The organism is Paenibacillus sp. 01T431 (genome assembly GCF_056398625.1).
Genome location: NZ_JBFTPT010000001.1, coordinates 270,292 through 289,499 on the forward strand (window position 1 = coordinate 270,292; position 19,208 = coordinate 289,499).

Below are 19,208 nucleotides of genomic sequence, written 5' to 3' on the forward strand. Positions count from 1 at the left end.
TATTACACTCTAAATGTAAGTGCTTACAACAAGTGCTTATTACAAAAAAATGATTACATGGGGGTTAATCAAACATGAAGAAAACGTCTCTACTGCTATTAATCACTCTCCTTTGTTTGTCAGTCGTGCTCGCTGCATGCGGTAAAAACAGCAATACAGGTAATAAAGGCAATACCGGTAATGAAGGTACGACCAACAATGCTGAAAAGGGTAATGATGCACCTAAATCAGTCAAGCTAAGCATTCTTGCATGGAACAATGAAAAAGAAATGAAGCCTGTTATAGACGGCTTCAAAGAAAAATATCCACATATTTCATTCGATTTTCAATTTGCTCCACCGGTAAAGGATTACATTGCTAAGCTTCAGACGATGCTGTTGTCTAATACGGCACCTGATATTTTCATCATCGCCGCAGAAAACCGTAATGAGATTATTGATGGCGGTTATGCACTCGATTTGACTGACGAACCATTCATGTCCGTTATGTTGGACAGTAACAAACCGATGCTAAGTAAAGATGGAAGAACATATGCCTTCACTCAAAGCGGATGGGCAGGCGGCTTGTTTTATAACAAACAATTGTTTCAAAAAGCTGGCATCACTCAATTGCCAGAAACATGGGATGAGTTCATCCAGGACTGCTTGAAGCTTAAAGAAGCGGGCATCATTCCACTCTATGACAGAATGCATGATATTACGATTATTCATTCCGCCATGTTCGGCAGCAATGTACTAACGAAAGACCCAACGTTCGACGAGAAGCTGTTTAAGGGCGAGGCAACATTTGCTGAAGGATGGACTGAAGTGTTAACGATGTGGAAGGAAGGGCTTATCGATAATAAAATTTTGACGCCAGACATGATTGGACTAACCGGTGACCAAGTGATGAACGAGTTCTCCCTTGGTAACGTAGCAATGTTCCCTGGCGGCCCTTGGAACATTGCCACAATTGAGAAAACGAATCCCGATATTGAGTTCGAAATTATGCCGATTCCAGGAAAAGAACCAGGCAACAAATACTACAACGGTGCTCCTGGTGTAGGTTTCGCTGTCAACAGTAAAACGAAAAACAAGGAAGAAGCTTTGCTGTTCCTCGAATATATGACAACGCAAGAAGGGTTGAAGCAATTCGAGGAAGGCACTGGCGGCATCATTACAGCTCACGGTTATGAAAGCAAAGTTCACCCGGCGTATGCACCAGCATATAACGACGGGCTGATGGCAGGAAAGATTTATTTGCCAATGGTATCGTGGGACAGACATCAAGAAGCGCTGCGCAACCAATTCCTTGTATCGATCCAAGATATAGCCGTAAACAAAATAACACCGGAGCAAGCAACGGCTTCACTAGATAAGAAACTGAAAGAAATGGAAAATAAATAATCGGAATTAGTTAAAGTAGAGGGTATGTTGAAACCTACTACCCTCTCTTCAACTATTTACACCTTGATCCTCTATTACTTGAATGCTTCCAATGCAGTTTTATCGACTGCCGACATCATCAATCAAAGTCTCAAAGGAGGCAAATTATGGTCAAATATGTTCGTCAACTACAGTTTCTATTGTTTTTGCTTCCGATTCTAGCGATATACTCATTGTTTACGATCTATCCGCTGATCAAATCGTTTTTCTTGAGCTTTACTAATTTTGACGGATATACGGAGGCATATGATTTTATTGGCTTGAAAAACTATGTGCGGATATTTAGTGATGATGCGATTACATCCGCCATTTCCTATACGTTATTTTTTACTTTTGGCAAGGCTTTGCTTGTTACGTTGTTAGCTATCCCGCTCGCTATGATATTGGATCAAAAATTTTTAACGAGAAACATTCATCGCGCCATCTTTTTCTTCCCGTCGATTCCAAGCGGCTTGCTGCTTGCCTATATTTGGGGATTTATCCTTGCACCGATTGGGTCAGGGGTACTGAACACCGTCCTTAGTGAGCTGTTTAACATCGGTCCTCAGCCATGGCTATCCGCCCCGTTGCTAGCGAAACTGTCAACAATCGTTGTGGCAACATGGGCGATAACAGGATGGCACGCAGTGTTGTATTTGGCATTTCTGCAATCCATTCCGAAAGATTATTATGAAGCTGCCTCAATAGATGGGGCGAACCGTTTACAACAAATTCGGTTTATAACTTTTCCGCTACTCGCACCTGCGATGACGGTCAGCGTCATGCTGCTGCTTACCGGCGGTCTAAAAGTATTTGAAATTCCATTTGCATTGACAAAGGGCGGGCCTGGCTATGAAACTTATTCGATAACCCAGGTCATCGTATTAAGGGGAATATCTGAAACCCAATACGGCCTAGCATCGGCAATGTCGATCGTCTTTTTCCTAATTGTGTTAGCGATTGCTATCTTCCAAGTTACAGTAATGCAACGAAGGGAGCAGGGCATACAATGAAAAAAACCTTTGAAAAACGGTTATGGATTCTAGACATCATCATGCTCCCTGCCGGATTAATAGCGTTCTTCCCGTTTTATTTGATCATTGTCAACACGTTCAAAACGATGCAAGATGCAGCAAGAAGCCCGATGGCTCTTCCTTCGAAATGGATCTTTAAAAACTATGTCCAGGTTTTCGAGGAAACATCGATCTTGCAAAGCTTTTGGAACAGTTTTATAATCACCGTCTGTTCTGTCTTATTGATCGTTTTGATTGGTGCGATGGCGGCATACCCGGTTGTGTTTAATGCGAATCGATTAACACGGTTTGCTATGCTCTATTTGCTTGCCGGATTTATGATTCCTTTCCAAGCGACTCTCATTCCCTTGTTCCAGCTGATGAGTGATTTGCACCTGATCGACAAAATATCCGGTTTGATCATTCTCTACACGAGCGGCTCTGTTTTCGTCTTTTTCCTAATGACGGGCTATATGAAGTCGATACCCAAGGAGCTGCCCGAAGCGGCCGTCATCGATGGCTGCAGTGTATGGGGCATCTTCTGGCGGATCATCTTTCCGCTGCTAAAGCCCATTACGATAACGAGTATCATTTTTCAGACGATGTGGATATGGAACGACTTTTTGGCACCTATGCTGTTTTTGAACTCATCCTCCAAATCGACACTCGTTCTGCAAATCTATAAAGCCAAAGGCGAATTTACCGTTGATTGGCCGATGTTCATGACACTTACGGTCATCACATTGGTACCGATATTCATCTTCTTTATTATTATGCAAAAGCATATCGTCAAGGGTATCGCTGCTGGCGCTGTCAAAGGCTGACATGTAATAAATCAATAGATTTGTTAGAAGCGCCTGATTCTATAATCGGGCGTTTTTTACTAATTGTAAGTTTAATTCCAAAGGGAATGTTTTATCGAGGGAGAACAAGATGGGACTTGCAACGTTTGTTTAAAAGGGAAGCGGTGTAGACAACCGCTTCCTTTTTGTTTATCTTTCATATAGGTTTGATTTAAGAAAGGGGTTCTATTGCACTCATGTGGCTTACTTATTCAGTGTTTGCAGCCTTATGTTTTGGCTTGCGAGGCATTCTGTACCATTGGACGAGTCAGAAGCCGCTTAACCGTAACTTGTTGCTATGCGGCGCGTTTACTATGGGAGCGCTCGTAAATGGAATTTGCGCGTTAGTGTTCTCATCCAGCTGGACGCTCGCGGCGTTGATAGGCATTCAAATGGGCTTGTTTTCATTCGGTGCGAATGCCAGCATGTTCAAGGGGTTTGCCGTCGGCAAGGCTTCACTTGTAGCGATACTAACGGCATTGCCTTCAGTCGTTGTTGTGATCGTTGCGTTTGGACTTTGGGGAGAAAAACTCCATGCGATGCAATTTATTGCATTTGTCGTGATTGTTGGCGGAGTGCTTCTCGTTCGGCTATCGAATGACATCTCGCTGCGCAATTTGCAAGGAGCACAGTGGGGGCTGCTGGCTATGCTGCTGTTTGCAGCAAATGATTTATCAGGCAAATGGTCAACAATTATGGAAGCAGATTTGTTTCCTACCATGTTTTTTATGTTTGTGACGGGCGCATCGTGTTTTGGTATATGGTGGCTGCGAGATTTGCAAGCGGAAAGAGCTAGAAGAGCGTTGTCGCTGCAGGGTGCGGTCACTGCCCGGGGGGAAGTGCGTGTGTCACAGCATTCGACCAGTGCTAGTTTAACCGATAAGCCACCGGCTTGGAGCGGCAAAAAAACGTTTCTTATTGGTTTGGCCGTCGGCACAACTAACGCTGTCGGCATGATGCTTATTGTAACCGCATTTGATCTTGGCAAAGCGGGGCTAGTATCTGCTGTCACAGCTCTAAACGTTCTGATTGTGCTGCTCTATACACGATTCGTTGTGAAAGAGAAGTTCACGAAGATAGAGATCACCGGCATTTCACTTGCCTTCGCGGGTATCTTGCTGATGCGTTTATTCGGATCGTAAGAAATAGTGGATAGAAGAAGCTTTGCATGGGCTAAGAAGTTAAGCCTGTGCAGAGCTTTTTTTGTGGATGATATTGACAATTTAGGTTGGTTCAATTAAATTAATGTTTAACGATTATTAAATGACTTTTATATATTGTTTAAATAACATTAAACGAATACTTAACGAAGTATGGAGGCGTTAATTATTTTAGACTGGGAAATAGCAGCCAAAAGATTACATTTTTCTTATCATGAGCCTATTGAATTTTTAGTCACGATGAAATTTGTTGCGCAATTCGAGCATATGAAGGCTTTCGCGCGCGAGATTCATTTTACACTGGATGATGAAATGATTCGTATGGCGGAGACCGCGAATGCGAGCATGAGCAATTATGTGAAAGCAGAGATAGCTGCCCTATTTGGTGACAACATGTTTAAAGAGCGGCTTGACTATGTCATGGTTATGCTGTTTGTAGAGGAACGAGACAAGCTGAATAGTTCTGAGGATTTTCTGGCGTTTTACCGTGACAAGCCTGCAAGCGAGCTCGTCTTCCACCTGGCAGCTGCGAAATATAATGACGAGAACATGGAATGGACGAAGGGGAGAGACTGGGGAGCCATCTCGAAGGATGCGGGGTTGCTTTACGAGCTCGTTGCGGGATGTGAGCTGCCTGATCAAGCGGAGCATGCGGCACTGCTGGAACATATTCGATTTTCTGAGGAATACAAACAGCGGACTCTGTTTATAATGGAGCAGTTTCATCGTTATGCCTATATGCCTATGCGAGATCGCTTGAAGGAGCTTGGCGAAGCTGGAGCTGTGAAATATCGTGCCTTATTTGATGAACAGCCAGAGCGCGCGATCCGCGATATTACGAAGATGGATGTTGATCTGGTCGATAAAGAGACAGCCGTACATGTTAGTTATTTTTCGCAGGTGCGTGTTGGCATTCATCGTGATGACCGTGAAGGACATTCCAATTTGGTGGTGGTTGGAATCAACAATGACGCTTTTGCATGGCGTAACGAGGATCAAGAGACGATTGAGCGTTTCTTGAAGGTTATTGCCGATAGGCGAAGGCTGGAATTGATTGAGCTGCTTCGCCATAAAAATTACTATGGCAATGAGCTTGCTCAGGAAATGGGCTTAACGCCTGCTGCTATAAGCTATCATACGAATATGTTGTTTGATCTAAATCTCATTCAGCTGATTCGGGTAGATAATCGCATCTATTATGAGCTCGACAAAGAAAAAATCGCTTATTACTGGGAGCAAACAAGGCGCAAGCTGCTGCCGTAATACATAAGGGAGTGAATGAGATTGGGTGAGTATGTATACGAGCTAAAGGGAGTTAGTCAGGTATATAAGAAAGGCAAAACGATGGTCACAGCCAATGATGATATCTCGCTTACGATTCGTGAAGGAGAGATACTCGGCGTGCTCGGCCCGAATGGGGCGGGCAAGTCAACGCTCATTAAACAAATGGTCGGTCAATTGAAACCTACCAAAGGACAGGTTTTGTTTTGCGGCGAGGATGTGATGAAGAATACGCGTCACGTATCCGGCATGGTGGCTTATTACGCGCAGGAGCCGCATGTGCTGTCAGCGCTGAAAGTGCATGAGGCTCTTTCTTTTACGGGCAGGCTAAGAGGGATGCCAGCATCAGAGGCAGAAAAGCAGGCGAAGGAATTATTAGAGCAATTTGATATGGCGGATGTAAGAAACAAGCTGCTGAAGCAGTTGTCCGGGGGACAAAAACGATTGATCGGTATTGGCACAGCCCTAATTGGCCGTTCACCTGTGCTTATCTTTGATGAACCCACCAATGAGCTTGATCCGAAAAAAAGGAGGCTCGTTTGGAATTTAATCCAAGAACGCAATCGCGAAGGCGCGACGATTATTTTGGTCACGCATAATGTGCTGGAGGCTGAGCAGGTTGTAGACAGAGCGGCTGTCATCAATCATGGCAGGCTGCTGGCGATTGATCATGTAGCAACGTTAAAGCAGAAGGTTGATCAGCGCTTGAAGTTTGAGCTTACGACAGAGAATGGGCGTCGTGCCGAAGCTGCTGCTGCCCTTCATCATTACGGGATCGTGCAGGAGAGCGGCGAGAATCGTTTGCTGCTGCTAGTTGAGAAGAATGTTGCAGGCAAAGTGCTAGAGTATATTATCGACCATACAGAACTGCCGATTTTGGAATATGCCGTAGTGCCTCCAAGCTTAGAGGATGTTTATTTCCATATTGATGATTTGGCGATGAAGGAGGTATCCGCATCATGAATGGAACACCACTTGGCTTGCGGCACATGCAGTCCATACAACTATCTGGACCGAAGCGATTATGGACGGAGCTGGAGATTTTATTCCGCATTCAATTTGCGCTTATACGTGACAGCTGGGTAATCGTTGTGCTGCTGGCAACGATGTTTCCGCTGACGACGATTTTATTTATGCGTTTCTTTATCGCTGACCCAGCCCCGGAGATGATGGTTCAAATTATTGCGGGCAATATGATATTTAGCGTCATTATTATGGGCTTAAATAGTATGGGGCAAGAAATATCGATGCAAAAGCATCAGGGACATTTTACATTTTATGCATCGCTTCCAATCCGGAAAATAAACTTCGTAGCCGCTAATTTGCTGCGCGGGCTTATGAGCACGATTCCATCCTTCGTATTGCTGGGTGTCATTGGTTATTTTGTTTATGGCGTAGACCTTCATCTATCATGGGGTTTGCCAGTCGTTATGCTGCTGTCGCTGACGAGTGTGGTAGGGCTCGGCGTATGCATAGGCTTCTGGTCGCCGAATCAGCAGTTGACCAGTATGCTTGCTCAGCTGCTTATGATGGTTGTAACCTTCCTATCTCCAGTCATGGTAGAGCTCAATCAGCTGCCTAAAGCGCTGCAGGTCGTCTCGTATATTTTCCCTACAACTTATGCAGCGGACGCCATGCGCGTTGTTTTGCTTCATGGCTGGACACAAGGGGTCATGCTGGATTGCCTCATGATGCTTCTCTACACAGCTATGACACTGGTCATCGTTAATCGATTGGTCAGCTGGCGAGTTTAATATGTAAAAAAAATGCTGCCCTGCACAGGTTGTGAAAACCTTGCGGAGGCAGCCTTTTTACTTTGATTCTGCTTTATTACTGTTGGCCGGGACGAATACGGACGACTCCGATGTCTGTTGCATTGATTGCAAATGCATTTCCGCCTTGATTAATGGATGCATGTGCGTTTTGCTTGACATTAACAAAGGTTTTACCGTTGTTTTTCTTTACCGTGTTGCCCTGCTTAGAATGTTTAAAGGACATGTTATCACCTCCTTTGAGGCGTGTGTAAAATAATGCTGCTTAGTGGAGGGATGAGAAATGAGAGGGAACTAGCTGCGCTTTGATTTTTTGAAAATTTGCACAGTAGCTGCATTGCTTGCCAGCACATTGCCCTGCTGTGCACTTGCTTCGGATGATTGATAAATATTAATGATCAAATATTTGTTTTTGCCTACGCGGTACTTAATGGTTTTCACACTTGAACGAACCATCTATGAGCCTCCCTTACTAGCAAGTTTCTCTTTACTAGATAACATATGAGAGAAACAGGCGGCCTGTATCCGCTAATATTAACCGTCAAATCTATCAATTATTCATTCCTCTTATAATGAGAGGGTGTCATGCCTGTTAGTTTCTTGAACATACGGTGAAAATGCGGAAGGCTTTCAAAGCCGCATTGCTCGGCTATTTCGGCAATATTGGCATCGCTCTCCATCAAAAGCTCTTTCGCGCGGATGATTCGTTTGGTCGTGACATATTCCGTAACGTTCATGCTGGTTAGTTTTTTGAAAACACGCGAAAAATGAGCGGGCGTAACCGATGCGCGTTTGGCAAGCTGCGACAATCCAAGAGGGCTGCTCGGATGCTCATCGATATAGGTTAATACAGCGGTCATCCAGCTTGGAGCGGATGAGGATACCGTTTGGCCTTCTTCAGAGGGAGCGAGGATGCGCCCGAGGAACAGCAATATTTGCTGGAGATGAAGAAGGATAGCTAGACGATTGCCTGGCAGCTTGTCCATTTCCTCCAAATGTATCCGATCGATTAAATCGACTATTTGTTGTCTCTCTTCAGCAGATGCCTTCGACAGCTTGTACGCCTTATGGCGCTTAGCTTGCTCGAAGCAGCGCAAATAGGAGAAAGGATCGCCAAGTGGCGGGCTGTGCACGAGTGAAGCATTAAAGAAAAGCGCAGTTGATGTTTTCGGGTCATTCGCATCTGGAAAGGAGCGATGGATCGTGTTTCCGGGAATGAGGAAGATGTCGCCGGGAACAGCATCATAAAACGTCTGATCGATAAAGAACGTACCTTTGCCGCTATAAATATAAACGAGTTCATACCAATCGTGTATATGATCAGGCAATTCGTTTTGCGCGCTCTTGGTGTCACGATATACGCATTCAAACGGAAACGGTGTGTGGGCATCGAACCTTTTACGATAGGGATTCATAGCTTTCTCCTCACTCTCCTGTATGAATTGATAACGCCCACTTCTCTTCGATAAGTTGTTTATTAGACAACATTTCAGTATGGCTTTCCTTTAAAACAAATCCATTTTTAGCATAGATTCGTCTTGCTGTTACGAGCTCACTGTTGGTCCAGAGGATGATGGTTTTGAAAGCTAACCCCTTACAGAAATCAATCGCCGTTTGTACCAGCTGCTGCCCATAACCAGCTCCTCTTACGTCAGGCTCAATGAGAAACAAACCGAGCTGAGCGGTATCCTCATTTACTTTATGAATACTAATCGAACCACGCTGCTTGCCTTCGCTTTCCAAAATCCAAATGTTCTCATTAGGATCTGACCTCTCGATAAAACCATGTACACGATCAGCAATAAACGCTCGGAAAGAAAGATCGTAGTGGAACTCCTTATTATAAAGATTGTAGTGGGAGTTAATGATGTAATCTACATCTTCTAATTTAAACGGACGGATCATCCGATCACCTTTTCCATTCTATTTTAAGTTTCAAAAAGCGCTAGTCCTCCTAGCATCAGCCTGATTGTAACAAATATCAAAAAAGAGTACAAATATGCATGAATTGATTATTTCAGCTATCAATATTGTTTTTTATAATGAAGAGGAAGCTACTTTGTTAGAAAAGAGGCTGATGAGATGAGAATAGATTCGCATCAACATTATTGGAAGATTGAACGAGGGGATTACGGCTGGATCACACCAGACATTCCGGTGCTTTACCGCGATTTTTTGCCTCAGCATTTGGAGCCTCATCTAAATAAACATAAGCTGGACGGTACGATTGTTGTGCAGGCGGCAGCGACGCTTGCAGAAACGGATTATTTGCTGACATTAAGCGAATCATCCGATACGATATTAGGCGTTGTCGCATGGCTGGATCTTGCCGATCCGGATTATCGCAATCATTACGAGCGTTTTGCGCAGCATCCGAAATGTGTAGGCTTCCGTGTCATGATTCAGGAGATGACCGATGCGAATGCGATTTTAGCACCAAGCTATTTGGAAGCGTTCACATATTTTGCAGACAAAGGAATACCGATAGATTTGTTAGTTGTGTCGCATCAGCTTACTCCTCTAGTTGAACTGCTGGATAAAGTGCCAGGCCTTCATGCGGTCATTGACCATATCGCGAAGCCTAGAATAAAAGCTGGGGAGCTTGAGCCTTGGAAAAGCCAGATTAGCCAAATTGCCGCTCATCCTAATCTATTTTGCAAGCTCTCGGGAATGGTTACAGAAGCGGATCATGATAACTGGCAACCAGCTGATTTCTTGCCCTATATCGAGCATGCGCTCGAAGCATTTGGTTACAAGCGGGTCATGTTTGGCAGTGATTGGCCGGTCAGCTTGCTTGCGGCAAGCTACGACGAGGTTGTGTCCGTGCTGGAGCAGGCGCTGCCGCAGACATGGACGGAATTAGAGCGAGAGCGGTTGTTTGGACGAAACGCAAAGGAGTTTTATCGAATATGAATACTTTAAACGAGCAGCATTTAAATGAAGAACAGACACAGCAATATAGGGCAATGAAGCAAGCAAAGATTACGGTACTGCAAATTGGCGAAGGCAATTTTTTGCGCGGTTTTTTTGATTGGATGATTCAAGCTTGCAGGAATCAAGGCTTATACGAGGGAAGCATTGCGGTCACGCAGCCGCGTCCCGGCGGCAAACCAAAGATTGATGCGCTGGCAGAACAGGACGGTCTATATACGCTTGTTGTTCGCGGTTTGGAGAATGGTGCCAGCGTGGAGCGTACAGAGATTGTGTCTGTGTTTAGCAAAGTCTTTGATCCGTATTCCAATTGGGATGAATATCTCACATTAGCCGAAAGTCCAGACTTGCAGGTTGTCGTATCCAACACGACGGAAGCGGGACTTGTTTATCGACCGGAGGAGCTGATCGAGGGACAACCGATTCAGTCGTTTCCCGGCAAGCTGACACAGCTGCTGTACCGCAGGTTTAATTATTTTAAAGGCGATCCGAAGCGCGGCTTAGTATGCTTGCCTTGCGAGCTGCTGGAACGTAATGGCGATGAGCTTCGCAGCTGTATTTTGCGCTATAGCGATGATTGGGGCTATTCCGAAGAATTCAAACATTGGGTTACACAGCATAACCGTTTTCTGAACTCATTAGTCGATCGCATTGTTACGGGTTATCCCGATGCAGCGCAGGCCGAAGCTTGGTTTGGTGAATGGGGTTACTCTGATTCCATGCTGAGTACAGCAGAGCCGTATCATTTATGGGCGATTGAGACAGGACCGGAGCTGGATGAGCTGCTTCCGCTGCGCAAGGCTGGACTGAACGTACATTATGTCGAGGATTTGAAGCCTTTCCAGCTAAGAAAGGTAAGAATTTTGAATGGTGCACACACGTTAATGACGCCGCTTGGCTTGCTGCATGATATGGAGCAGGTGCGGGAAGCGATGGAGGATACAGTGCTAGGTCCTCTGGTGAGAGCAACAGTAGAGACAGAAATTATTCCTTCACTTGCCATTTCTGAAGAGGAGCTGCACGCCTATGCACAGGATGTTTACGAACGTTTTCTTAATCCGTTCATTCGTCATCGGCTTGCGGATATTGCGATGAACAGCTTAAGTAAATTTAAAGTGCGTCTGCTTCCATCCCTGCTTCATTATGCCGAAGATGGTAATATGCTGCCAACGGGGCTTATACAAGGTTTTGCTGGTTTGCTTCGGTATTACAAAGTAATGCTTGGTGAGACGGGTTACGAAGGGAAAACGTTAAGCGGATTGCCGTACGTGGTGCGGGATGATGCCAACTTGCTTTCCATCATTGCGTCTATCTGGGCGGAAGCGAAAGAGCAGAAATGGCCGCTGGAAAAGACTGTATCTAGACTGCTGCACTTGGAAAACGTGTGGGGATGTGATTTGGCGTCACTATGGCCAGAACTGGCAGCTGCGATAAGCGCGAGCATAGAGGAAATGGAGCGAGTAGCGAATGAATAGCTGGATTCGATTGCATGAGGATGATCATGTCGTTATTGCGCTGCAGTCATTTGCAAAAGGGGATAAGCTGACGCTTGAATCGGGGCTAGTTCTTGAGCTGCAAGATGAGGTGCCGAAGGGTCATAAGGTGCTGACGCGAGCTGCTCGCAAAGGGGAGCATGTGCTCAAGTTTGGTTACTCGATTGGAGTTGCGAAGGAAGATATCGAGCCAGGGAGCTGGATTCATACCCATAACATGGGCACGGGCTTAAAAGGATTTCTCGATTATTCGTATGAGCAGACTACGCCGCCAGCAGAAGTGAAAGCAGTATCGCGTGATGCTGATCGTACCTTTCAAGGCTTTATTCGCGAGAATGGCGATGTCGGTATACGGAATGAAATTTGGATTATTAACACGGTCGGCTGCATTAATAAAACCTGTGAGATTGTAGCAAGAAAAGCACATGCGCTTTATGAAGGACGTGTGGATGGGGTGTACCATTTTGCACATCCGTTCGGCTGCTCGCAGCTTGGCGATGATCTTGTGCACACACAGAAGCTGCTTGCCTCACTCGTAAACCATCCGAACGCAGCTGGCGTACTCGTTATCGGCTTAGGCTGTGAGAACAATCAGATTGATGCGTTCAAGCAGGCAATTGGCGAACATAGCGCGGAACGAGTAAAGTTTCTCAAGTCGCAAGAGGCGGAGGATGAGATCGAGGACGCGCTGGGGCTGGTAGAAGAGCTCGTAAGTTATGCAGAACGATTCAAGCGCTCGCCAGTTTCGGTATCAAAGCTGAAGCTTGGCCTGAAATGCGGCGGCTCGGATGGCTTGTCCGGCATAACGGCGAATCCGCTCGTAGGCGCGGTATCGGATCGTTTGATCGAAGCGGGCGGTACAGCTATATTGACCGAGGTGCCGGAGATGTTTGGCGCGGAGACGATATTGATGAATCGTGCAGCAAATGAGCAGGTGTTTCACAAAATTGTTCATCTAATAAACGATTTCAAGCAATATTTTATAAAGCATGATCAAGAAATTTATGAGAATCCATCGCCCGGCAATAAGGCAGGGGGCATCAGTACGTTAGAGGAAAAATCACTCGGCTGCACTCAAAAGGGCGGACACGCTATTGTAAGGGATGTTGTGCCTTACGGGGAGCGCGTTACGAGCAGCGGTCTCAATTTATTAGAAGCCCCTGGCAATGATCTTGTATCGGTTACTGCGTTATCAGCCGGAGGAGCGCATATCGTGCTGTTCACGACAGGACGGGGAACGCCGTTTGGCGGGCCGGTTCCAACCGTGAAGATTGCGACGAATAGTGAGCTTGCTGCCCGCAAGAAAAACTGGATCGACTTTAACGCAGGTGAGCTGCTTGAGAGCAAAAGCATGGAGATGCTGACCGATGAGCTGTGGGAGCAATTAATTAGCTTAGCTTCAGGCGAGCTGCAATCCCACAATGAGCTAAACGGGTTTAAAGAAATCGCGATTTTTAAAGACGGCGTTATTTTGTAAAAGCGGCAGCGAACGGTGATAGATGGCAATAACAGATTGATCCTCAAAAATCGGAGTGGATATAAATGAAATATCGTAAACTTGGCAAGACGGGACTCGAGGTGTCAGCTCTCAGCTTTGGCGCATCCTCGCTGGGTTCTGTATTTCGAGAGACGGACGAAGCAGAAAGCATTCGTACCGTGCATACTGCGGTGGATATGGGCATTAATCTGATCGACGTTTCGCCATATTATGGATTAACGAAAGCGGAGACGGTGCTTGGCAAGGCGATAACTGAGATTGCGAGAGATCGGTTTATTCTGACAACGAAGGCTGGAAGGTATGGCGAGGATGAGTTCGATTTCTCGGAGCAGCGTATCATCCGCAGTGTGGATGAAAGCCTGGCTAGGCTGCAGACGGATTATATCGATATATTGTTTTTGCATGATATTGAATTTGTTCCCTTCGAGCAAGTTGCAGAGGGTGCGTTCTTAGCACTCGATAAGCTGAAACAGCAGGGGAAAATCCGATACTCGGGCGTATCCGGGCTTCCGCTTGCTGTATTTAAGAAATCGCTGGCGTATACCGAGCTCGATGCTGTACTTTCCTATTGCCATTATTCTTTAAATGATACCTCTTTGCTGGAGCTATTGCCGCTTCTGGAGCAAAAGCAGGTTGGGCTTGTTAGTGCATCGCCGCTTTCGATGGGCTTGCTTGGAAACCGCGCAGTTGCGAATTGGCATCCTGCTGGTGAACAGATACGTGCTTTATGTGCGAAAGCCGCCGAGTATTGTGCTGCTAAGGGCGAGGATATCGCCAAGCTGGCTGTACAATTCGCCACGGCGAATGAACGAATCCCAACCACACTGGTGAGTACAGCTAACCCGGCTAATATCCGTAAAAACATAGAATGGACGGACGAGCCGATTAATGAACAGCTGCTGCGAGAGGTTCTTGCTATATTGGAGCCGATTCATAACCTTAGCTGGAAAAGTGGAAGAGAAGAATACAATACGAGAATCGACGTATAAGGGAGAGGTGCAGGATGAGAGCAATCGTATGTGAACAAGTCGATCAGCTTAGGCTGGTTGAGCAAGAGGAGCCTGTCCTGCAGCCGGGGACTGCAGTCGTTCGTATTCGGAGAATAGGAATTTGCGGAACCGACCTGCATGCATATAAAGGAAATCAACCTTTCTTCTCTTATCCGCGCGTGCTGGGTCATGAGCTGGCTGGCATCGTTGAGCAGGTGGATGATCAGCAAGGCAAGATTAAAGCGGGCGATCAGGTAAGCATTATTCCATATATGCACTGCGGGACATGTATTGCATGCCGCAATGGGAAAACGAATTGCTGCACGGACATGAAAGTGCTAGGCGTGCATATTGATGGCGGCATGCGCGAGCTAGTTGTCGTACCGACCACGCATTTGCTCGTGACGAACGACCTGACGCTTGATCAATCAGCGGTGCTGGAGCCGCTGAGCATTGGCGCGCATGCCGTTCGCCGCGCGGAGCTTCGAGCTGGCGAAACGGTGCTCGTTATTGGCTCTGGGCCGATTGGTCTTGGTGTTATGGCTTTTGCCAAACATCGCGGTGCGCGGGTGATTGCAATGGATATTCAGGAGGAACGCCTAGCCTTTTGCAAGCAATGGGCGAAGGTGGATGAGACGGTTAATGCTCGGGAAGGCGCTGCGGCGAAAATTTCAGAATTAACGGATGGCGATTTTCCAACCGTTGTATTCGATGCAACTGGCAGCGCAAGATCGATGAGCGATGCATTTAGTTTTGTCGCACACGGAGGCAAGCTTGTATATGTTGGCCTCGTCAAAGCGGAGCTCTCCTTCAACGATCCTGAGTTTCACAAGCGGGAGATGACGTTAATGGGCAGCCGAAATGCGACTATTGAGGACTTCTCAGCAGTTCAAGAAGCTGTGCGAAGCGGCAGCATTGATGTGGCTAGTTTCATTACGCATCGTGTGCCGTTTGCGGAAATGATCAACCACTTCGATAGCTGGCTGAAGCCAGAATCAAAGGTTATTAAAGCGATTGTGGAATTATAGCCAAGATATCGCAACTATTATAGAAAGTCCGGTCAACAGGCGCTGGTGCCTTGAGCCGGGCTTTTTACGTGTTTATGTGCAGTGGTGATGCTGCTTGGTAATGAATGATTATAATCATTTTGTGCGTTGACAAAATGTGTACCCAGAATTATGATAGGTAGCCAACTGCCAAAAAATAGGTTGTTTAAAGGGGTTTAAAAACAGAAACGAGGAGGGAACAACGATGCTAAAAACAGAAAAAGCTGCGGAAGCCGATAGGCCATCGCAGCAGATGAGCGAACAGGCTCGCAAGCAAGCGGACAAAGGAAAACAGAAGGCTGAGCTGAATGAGTCAAAAAGCTCCTACATTTGGGCGCTAAAGTTTTTGACGCCTTATAAGAAGCAAATCGCAGCTCTTGCGGCCTGCGGTACGATGGCGGTGCTCGGGGAAACATTAACGCCAAAGATGATCCAGTATGTTATCGATCATGTCGTAGTCAATAAGGATACCTCGCTTTTTATGATGATTTTAGGAGCTCTTGTAGCTATCAATTTGCTCATGCTTATCGCCAAAAACTATCGTAATTTACTTCAGCGGACGATTGGTGAATTAGCATCCCGCGATATGCAAACAGCGATTTTCAAGCATTTGCGCAAGCTCGGCTTTGCTCATTACGAGCGGCACCCTGCAGGCGAGACGCTGTCGATGTTCAACTCCGAGGTAGCTTCGGTTCAGAAAATATACCGCAATGTCCTTCCGAGCGTCATCGAAAACTTGCTTTTTATAGCGGTAGCTATTTGTTTGCTGCTCAGCATTAGCGGCTGGTTATGCCTCATCATGCTGCCAACATTCGGGCTTTATTATTTATTTGGTCCTTATTTTGAACGGAAAGCTTCCCTTTATGGGAGAGAGTCCGGTCAGTCACGAATTGCTTATAATCAATCGGTTTACGAAAGCATCTCCGGCTTGCGCGAATTTCGAGCTTTCGGCTCGCAGCCCTGGTACCATGGACGGACGCTCGGAAAACATAAAGAGTGGTCGCATGTATACTTGCTTGCTGCTACGTATAGCTTCGGGCGGGGCAGCTTTCGGCGGTTTACATTTTATTTGGGCGCCATTGCATTATTTATTACGGGCTACTACTCTCTCCAAAATAATTGGATTACGTTAGGCGGTTTTATCGCCTTCACCCTCTTATACATGACGACGATGTTCCGCCTCACGCTGCTCGTCACTCAGCTTACGGAACAGAAGCTCATCATCCACCAAACGATTCCGCTATATAGATTCATGCACAAAGAAATTGAGATTGATGATCCGGCCGATCCGATCGCTCTTGATGAGGTACGCGGCGGACTTACGTTCGAAGATGTTTACTTTCAGTATCCGGAGCAGCCTCCTGTTATTAACGGCTTCTCACTCACTATCAAGCCAGGAGAGAAGGTCGCCTTTGTAGGGGCAAGCGGCAACGGCAAGACTACGATGTTTAAAATGATTGGGCGTTTTTATGATCCGACTGCTGGCATGATTAAGCTGGATGGTGTACCAATTCAGCAAATGACGCTAGAGCGTTTAAGAGAGTCGATCGGTTATGTATTTCAAGAAACCTATCTGTTCGGGTCTTCTGTCAAAGAGAATATTCGATTCGGCAAACCAGAAGCAAGCGATGAAGAAGTGGTTGCAGCCGCCAAAGCTGCTTATGCGCATGATTTCATTATGCAGCTGCCCGAAGGCTACGATACGCTCGTAGGCGAGCGAGGGATGAAGCTCTCTGGCGGACAGAAGCAGCGAGTATCGATTGCGCGGATGTTTGTGAAGCAGCCAGCTATTATTTTGCTCGATGAGGCGACCTCGTCTCTAGATAATGTAAGTGAATATGAAGTGCAGCGTGCGCTTGATGAGGTGCTGGTGAACCGCACGACGATTGCGATTGCACACAGGCTGTCGACGGTGAAGCATTTTGACAAAATCGTTGTCATTCACGAGGGCCGCGTCGCGGAGGCAGGAAGCTATGAAGAGCTGATTGCACGCAAAGGGCTGCTGTATGAGCTTGAAATCGGGCAATCCGAAGCAGCGGAAGAGAGGGTGGCACATGAAGTATCTTAAAATCTTTTGGTCGAACTCCGTCATGCTGAGAGGTACCTATCTCATTGTGCTGCTCTATCTCGCACTGGAGTCCGTATCGAATTATACGATTGTATATGTTCAAAAAATATTAATTGATGACGTGTTTACGGAAGGCAAGTATGAGCTGATGCCGATTGTCATCTCTATTTTCGCGCTTGCAGGCCTTGTCTACTCGCTAATGTTTACGATGACGAGCCGAAGTCTCGTTCGCAATGAATTTGCAGTCAGCCGCTCTTTGCTCTCCCGAATGCTGAAGCGGCTTGAAGGTGTACCTGTTGAACGGTTCCAAAATGAGCGGACCGGCAAATACGTATATTCGTTCACGCAGGATCTGTTCGTTTCGGCTAGCGTGATGGGCTGGCAGATTCCGCGCGGTATACAGGAGACGTTAAACCTTTGCATATTGATGACGATCATTGGCATTTCCAGCCCTATTTTGCTGCTTATGATTGTGGGGCTTTGTACCATTTACATTCTTATTGGCTTTTACTTCACCCCCAAGCTGGAGGAGCAAGCCAAAAAAGTGGCGGAGAAACGTACGGCGCTGCTGATACAAATTGAAGAGGGAGTAGCCTCTACACGAGAAGTGGTTGCTTATCACCGATTGAAGTGGGAAATGAAGCTTTACGATAAAATGTTTGCGGAATACTTTGAGCAGGTAATGGCTGAAGGAAAACTCGTGAATCGGCAAATTCGCTACAGCGACCCGATGAAATGGGGCATTGGCATTCTTGTGCTTGGCTACTGCGGTATGCAGCTTATTCATGAACAAATGTCGATCGGAACGTTCGTCATCTTGTTTCAATTTTCTACGCAAATGTCGGATTCCTTCTATAATCTATTTCAATTTATTATGGGCATGTCGTCGCAGCTTGCTAACGTGGACAGGGTTCAGCGTATTTTGGAGATGGAACAGCAAGACAAGGGTCAAAAGAGTATAGCGGGACCGATTGAGCAGTTGTCCTTTAAAGATACGAGCTTTCGCTATTCGCCAGAGCTGCCGGAGGTCATTCGCAGATTTTCGGCTGATCTGCCGATCGGAAGCAAAATTGCTTTTGTAGGGACGAGCGGGGGAGGCAAATCAACCATTGCTCAGCTATTGGTTCGTTTCTTTGATGCGCCGAAGGGGACTTTTAAGCTGAACGATATGGACGCCCAAATCTTCAACCGCGAGCAGTGGGCGAGTAAGGTGTCTGTTGTATTCCAAGACCCGTATATGTTCTCTGATACCATTCGTGAAAACCTGATGTTAGGCAGAGACGAGGTAACCGAAGCGGATGTGGAGGAAGCTTGCCGTATCGCTCAGATTCATGATTTTATTCTGGGGCTGCCTGATGGTTATGATACGAATATTGGAGAGAGGGGCATCAAGCTATCCGGCGGACAGCGTCAACGTATTGCAATTGCACGGGCAATTGTCAGTGATCCGGAAGTTTTGGTGCTGGACGAAGCGACGTCAGCGCTCGATCTGGAGACAGAGCGTCAGCTGCTGGCTGGTCTAGAAGCAAGACGGAAGGGGCTGACGACAATTATGATCGCACATAGGTTGTCCACTATCGAGAATGCTGACGTGATCTTCGTTATGGATCAAGGATCGTTAGCCGAGACCGGCACCCATGAAGAGCTGCTCGCCACAGGCAAGGTGTATCAACAGCTGCTCATGGCGCAGCATTAGATGCAATATATGCAGC

Annotated in this window: 17 protein-coding genes and 1 pseudogene; 14 read left to right on the forward strand and 4 right to left on the reverse strand. The window is 46.4% G+C overall.

The genetic code is table 11. The features are described from left to right. Positions 1 to 74: 74 nt before the first annotated feature. From AC1DM9_RS01210 to AC1DM9_RS01240, 7 genes and pseudogenes are all read left to right on the forward strand, one after another. A complete protein-coding gene (locus AC1DM9_RS01210) occupies positions 75 to 1,385 on the forward strand; it encodes an ABC transporter substrate-binding protein (RefSeq protein WP_441880625.1) in 1,311 nt (436 codons plus the stop codon). Positions 1,386 to 1,531: 146 nt separating this feature from the next. Then, positions 1,532 to 2,416: a carbohydrate ABC transporter permease gene (locus AC1DM9_RS01215; RefSeq protein WP_430063207.1), complete on the forward strand. Its 885-nt coding sequence runs from the start codon at positions 1,532 to 1,534 to the stop codon at positions 2,414 to 2,416. Then, complete coding sequence (locus tag AC1DM9_RS01220) at positions 2,413 to 3,240, forward strand: carbohydrate ABC transporter permease (protein ID WP_477510371.1); 828 nt, start codon at positions 2,413 to 2,415, stop codon at positions 3,238 to 3,240. The genes AC1DM9_RS01215 and AC1DM9_RS01220 overlap by 4 nt, the downstream gene beginning before the upstream one ends. 215 nt (positions 3,241 to 3,455) lie before the next feature. Next, a complete protein-coding gene (locus tag AC1DM9_RS01225) occupies positions 3,456 to 4,400 on the forward strand; it encodes an EamA family transporter (RefSeq protein ID WP_477510372.1) in 945 nt (314 codons plus the stop codon). 258 nt (positions 4,401 to 4,658) lie between these two features. Next, positions 4,659 to 5,681, forward strand: a complete 1,023-nt coding sequence (locus tag AC1DM9_RS01230; protein WP_477578098.1) for an ArsR/SmtB family transcription factor — start codon at positions 4,659 to 4,661, stop codon at positions 5,679 to 5,681. Between the two features lie 105 nt (positions 5,682 to 5,786). Next, positions 5,787 to 6,662, forward strand: a pseudogene (locus tag AC1DM9_RS01235) (ABC transporter ATP-binding protein); the annotation flags it as partial. Further along, on the forward strand, positions 6,659 to 7,453 hold the full coding sequence (locus AC1DM9_RS01240; protein ID WP_475444118.1) for an ABC transporter permease: 795 nt from the start codon (positions 6,659 to 6,661) through the stop codon (positions 7,451 to 7,453). The pseudogene AC1DM9_RS01235 and the gene AC1DM9_RS01240, both read left to right, overlap by 4 nt. Positions 7,454 to 7,529: 76 nt before the next feature. On the opposite strand, the gene AC1DM9_RS01245 is transcribed toward AC1DM9_RS01240, so the two are convergent. The 4 genes from AC1DM9_RS01245 to AC1DM9_RS01260 all read right to left on the reverse strand — a co-directional run bounded on the left by AC1DM9_RS01245 (position 7,530) and on the right by AC1DM9_RS01260 (position 9,376). Further along, entirely contained in the window at positions 7,530 to 7,697 is a 168-nt protein-coding gene (locus AC1DM9_RS01245; RefSeq protein WP_339204909.1) for a hypothetical protein, read from the reverse strand. A 68-nt stretch (positions 7,698 to 7,765) separates the two neighbouring features. After that, on the reverse strand, positions 7,766 to 7,927 hold the full coding sequence (locus tag AC1DM9_RS01250; RefSeq protein ID WP_339204908.1) for a hypothetical protein: 162 nt from the start codon (positions 7,925 to 7,927) through the stop codon (positions 7,766 to 7,768). 98 nt (positions 7,928 to 8,025) lie between these two features. Further along, positions 8,026 to 8,886 (reverse strand): helix-turn-helix domain-containing protein, encoded by an 861-nt coding sequence (locus AC1DM9_RS01255; RefSeq protein WP_477578100.1) that lies wholly within the window; start codon positions 8,884 to 8,886, stop codon positions 8,026 to 8,028. Positions 8,887 to 8,896: 10 nt separating this feature from the next. Beyond that, positions 8,897 to 9,376, reverse strand: coding sequence for a GNAT family N-acetyltransferase (locus tag AC1DM9_RS01260; protein WP_477578102.1), 480 nt, complete (start codon positions 9,374 to 9,376; stop codon positions 8,897 to 8,899). Positions 9,377 to 9,553: 177 nt separating this feature from the next. Here AC1DM9_RS01260 and AC1DM9_RS01265 point away from each other — a divergent pair, with 177 nt between their 5' ends. The 7 genes from AC1DM9_RS01265 (at position 9,554) to AC1DM9_RS01295 (ending at position 19,192) form a co-directional block, all read left to right on the forward strand. Next, positions 9,554 to 10,384, forward strand: a complete 831-nt coding sequence (locus AC1DM9_RS01265; protein ID WP_477578104.1) for an amidohydrolase family protein — start codon at positions 9,554 to 9,556, stop codon at positions 10,382 to 10,384. Further along, the gene (locus AC1DM9_RS01270) at positions 10,381 to 11,877 is read left to right on the forward strand and encodes a tagaturonate reductase (RefSeq protein ID WP_477578106.1); all 1,497 of its coding nucleotides are present in this window, start codon (positions 10,381 to 10,383) and stop codon (positions 11,875 to 11,877) included. Before AC1DM9_RS01265 ends, AC1DM9_RS01270 begins: the two co-directional genes overlap by 4 nt. Beyond that, positions 11,870 to 13,372 (forward strand): UxaA family hydrolase, encoded by a 1,503-nt coding sequence (locus tag AC1DM9_RS01275; RefSeq protein ID WP_477578108.1) that lies wholly within the window; start codon positions 11,870 to 11,872, stop codon positions 13,370 to 13,372. The genes AC1DM9_RS01270 and AC1DM9_RS01275 overlap by 8 nt, the downstream gene beginning before the upstream one ends. Before the next feature lie 65 nt (positions 13,373 to 13,437). Next, positions 13,438 to 14,382, forward strand: coding sequence for an aldo/keto reductase (locus AC1DM9_RS01280; protein ID WP_477578110.1), 945 nt, complete (start codon positions 13,438 to 13,440; stop codon positions 14,380 to 14,382). 14 nt (positions 14,383 to 14,396) lie between these two features. Continuing rightward, the gene (locus tag AC1DM9_RS01285; RefSeq protein ID WP_477578112.1) at positions 14,397 to 15,410 is read left to right on the forward strand and encodes a zinc-binding alcohol dehydrogenase family protein; all 1,014 of its coding nucleotides are present in this window, start codon (positions 14,397 to 14,399) and stop codon (positions 15,408 to 15,410) included. A gap of 223 nt (positions 15,411 to 15,633) precedes the next feature. Continuing rightward, a complete protein-coding gene (locus AC1DM9_RS01290; RefSeq protein WP_339204900.1) occupies positions 15,634 to 17,496 on the forward strand; it encodes an ABC transporter ATP-binding protein in 1,863 nt (620 codons plus the stop codon). Next, positions 17,483 to 19,192 carry an ABC transporter ATP-binding protein gene (locus AC1DM9_RS01295; protein WP_477578114.1) on the forward strand — a complete coding sequence of 570 codons (1,710 nt, stop codon included), beginning with the start codon at positions 17,483 to 17,485 and terminating at the stop codon, positions 19,190 to 19,192. Before AC1DM9_RS01290 ends, AC1DM9_RS01295 begins: the two co-directional genes overlap by 14 nt. Positions 19,193 to 19,208 lie beyond the last annotated feature (16 nt).

Coding starts and splice junctions, on each gene's coding strand:
- AC1DM9_RS01285 (WP_477578112.1), top strand. CDS start 14,397: ATGAGAGCAATCGTATGTGAACAAGTCGATCAGCTTAGGCTGGTTGAG.
- AC1DM9_RS01240 (WP_475444118.1), top strand. CDS start 6,659: ATGAATGGAACACCACTTGGCTTGCGGCACATGCAGTCCATACAACTA.
- AC1DM9_RS01250 (WP_339204908.1), bottom strand. CDS start 7,927: ATGGTTCGTTCAAGTGTGAAAACCATTAAGTACCGCGTAGGCAAAAAC.
- AC1DM9_RS01260 (WP_477578102.1), bottom strand. CDS start 9,376: ATGATCCGTCCGTTTAAATTAGAAGATGTAGATTACATCATTAACTCC.
- AC1DM9_RS01270 (WP_477578106.1), top strand. CDS start 10,381: ATGAATACTTTAAACGAGCAGCATTTAAATGAAGAACAGACACAGCAA.
- AC1DM9_RS01225 (WP_477510372.1), top strand. CDS start 3,456: ATGTGGCTTACTTATTCAGTGTTTGCAGCCTTATGTTTTGGCTTGCGA.
- AC1DM9_RS01255 (WP_477578100.1), bottom strand. CDS start 8,886: ATGAATCCCTATCGTAAAAGGTTCGATGCCCACACACCGTTTCCGTTT.
- AC1DM9_RS01280 (WP_477578110.1), top strand. CDS start 13,438: ATGAAATATCGTAAACTTGGCAAGACGGGACTCGAGGTGTCAGCTCTC.
- AC1DM9_RS01230 (WP_477578098.1), top strand. CDS start 4,659: ATGAAATTTGTTGCGCAATTCGAGCATATGAAGGCTTTCGCGCGCGAG.
- AC1DM9_RS01245 (WP_339204909.1), bottom strand. CDS start 7,697: ATGTCCTTTAAACATTCTAAGCAGGGCAACACGGTAAAGAAAAACAAC.
- AC1DM9_RS01220 (WP_477510371.1), top strand. CDS start 2,413: ATGAAAAAAACCTTTGAAAAACGGTTATGGATTCTAGACATCATCATG.
- AC1DM9_RS01265 (WP_477578104.1), top strand. CDS start 9,554: ATGAGAATAGATTCGCATCAACATTATTGGAAGATTGAACGAGGGGAT.
- AC1DM9_RS01215 (WP_430063207.1), top strand. CDS start 1,532: ATGGTCAAATATGTTCGTCAACTACAGTTTCTATTGTTTTTGCTTCCG.
- AC1DM9_RS01275 (WP_477578108.1), top strand. CDS start 11,870: ATGAATAGCTGGATTCGATTGCATGAGGATGATCATGTCGTTATTGCG.
- AC1DM9_RS01210 (WP_441880625.1), top strand. CDS start 75: ATGAAGAAAACGTCTCTACTGCTATTAATCACTCTCCTTTGTTTGTCA.
- AC1DM9_RS01290 (WP_339204900.1), top strand. CDS start 15,634: ATGCTAAAAACAGAAAAAGCTGCGGAAGCCGATAGGCCATCGCAGCAG.
- AC1DM9_RS01295 (WP_477578114.1), top strand. CDS start 17,483: ATGAAGTATCTTAAAATCTTTTGGTCGAACTCCGTCATGCTGAGAGGT.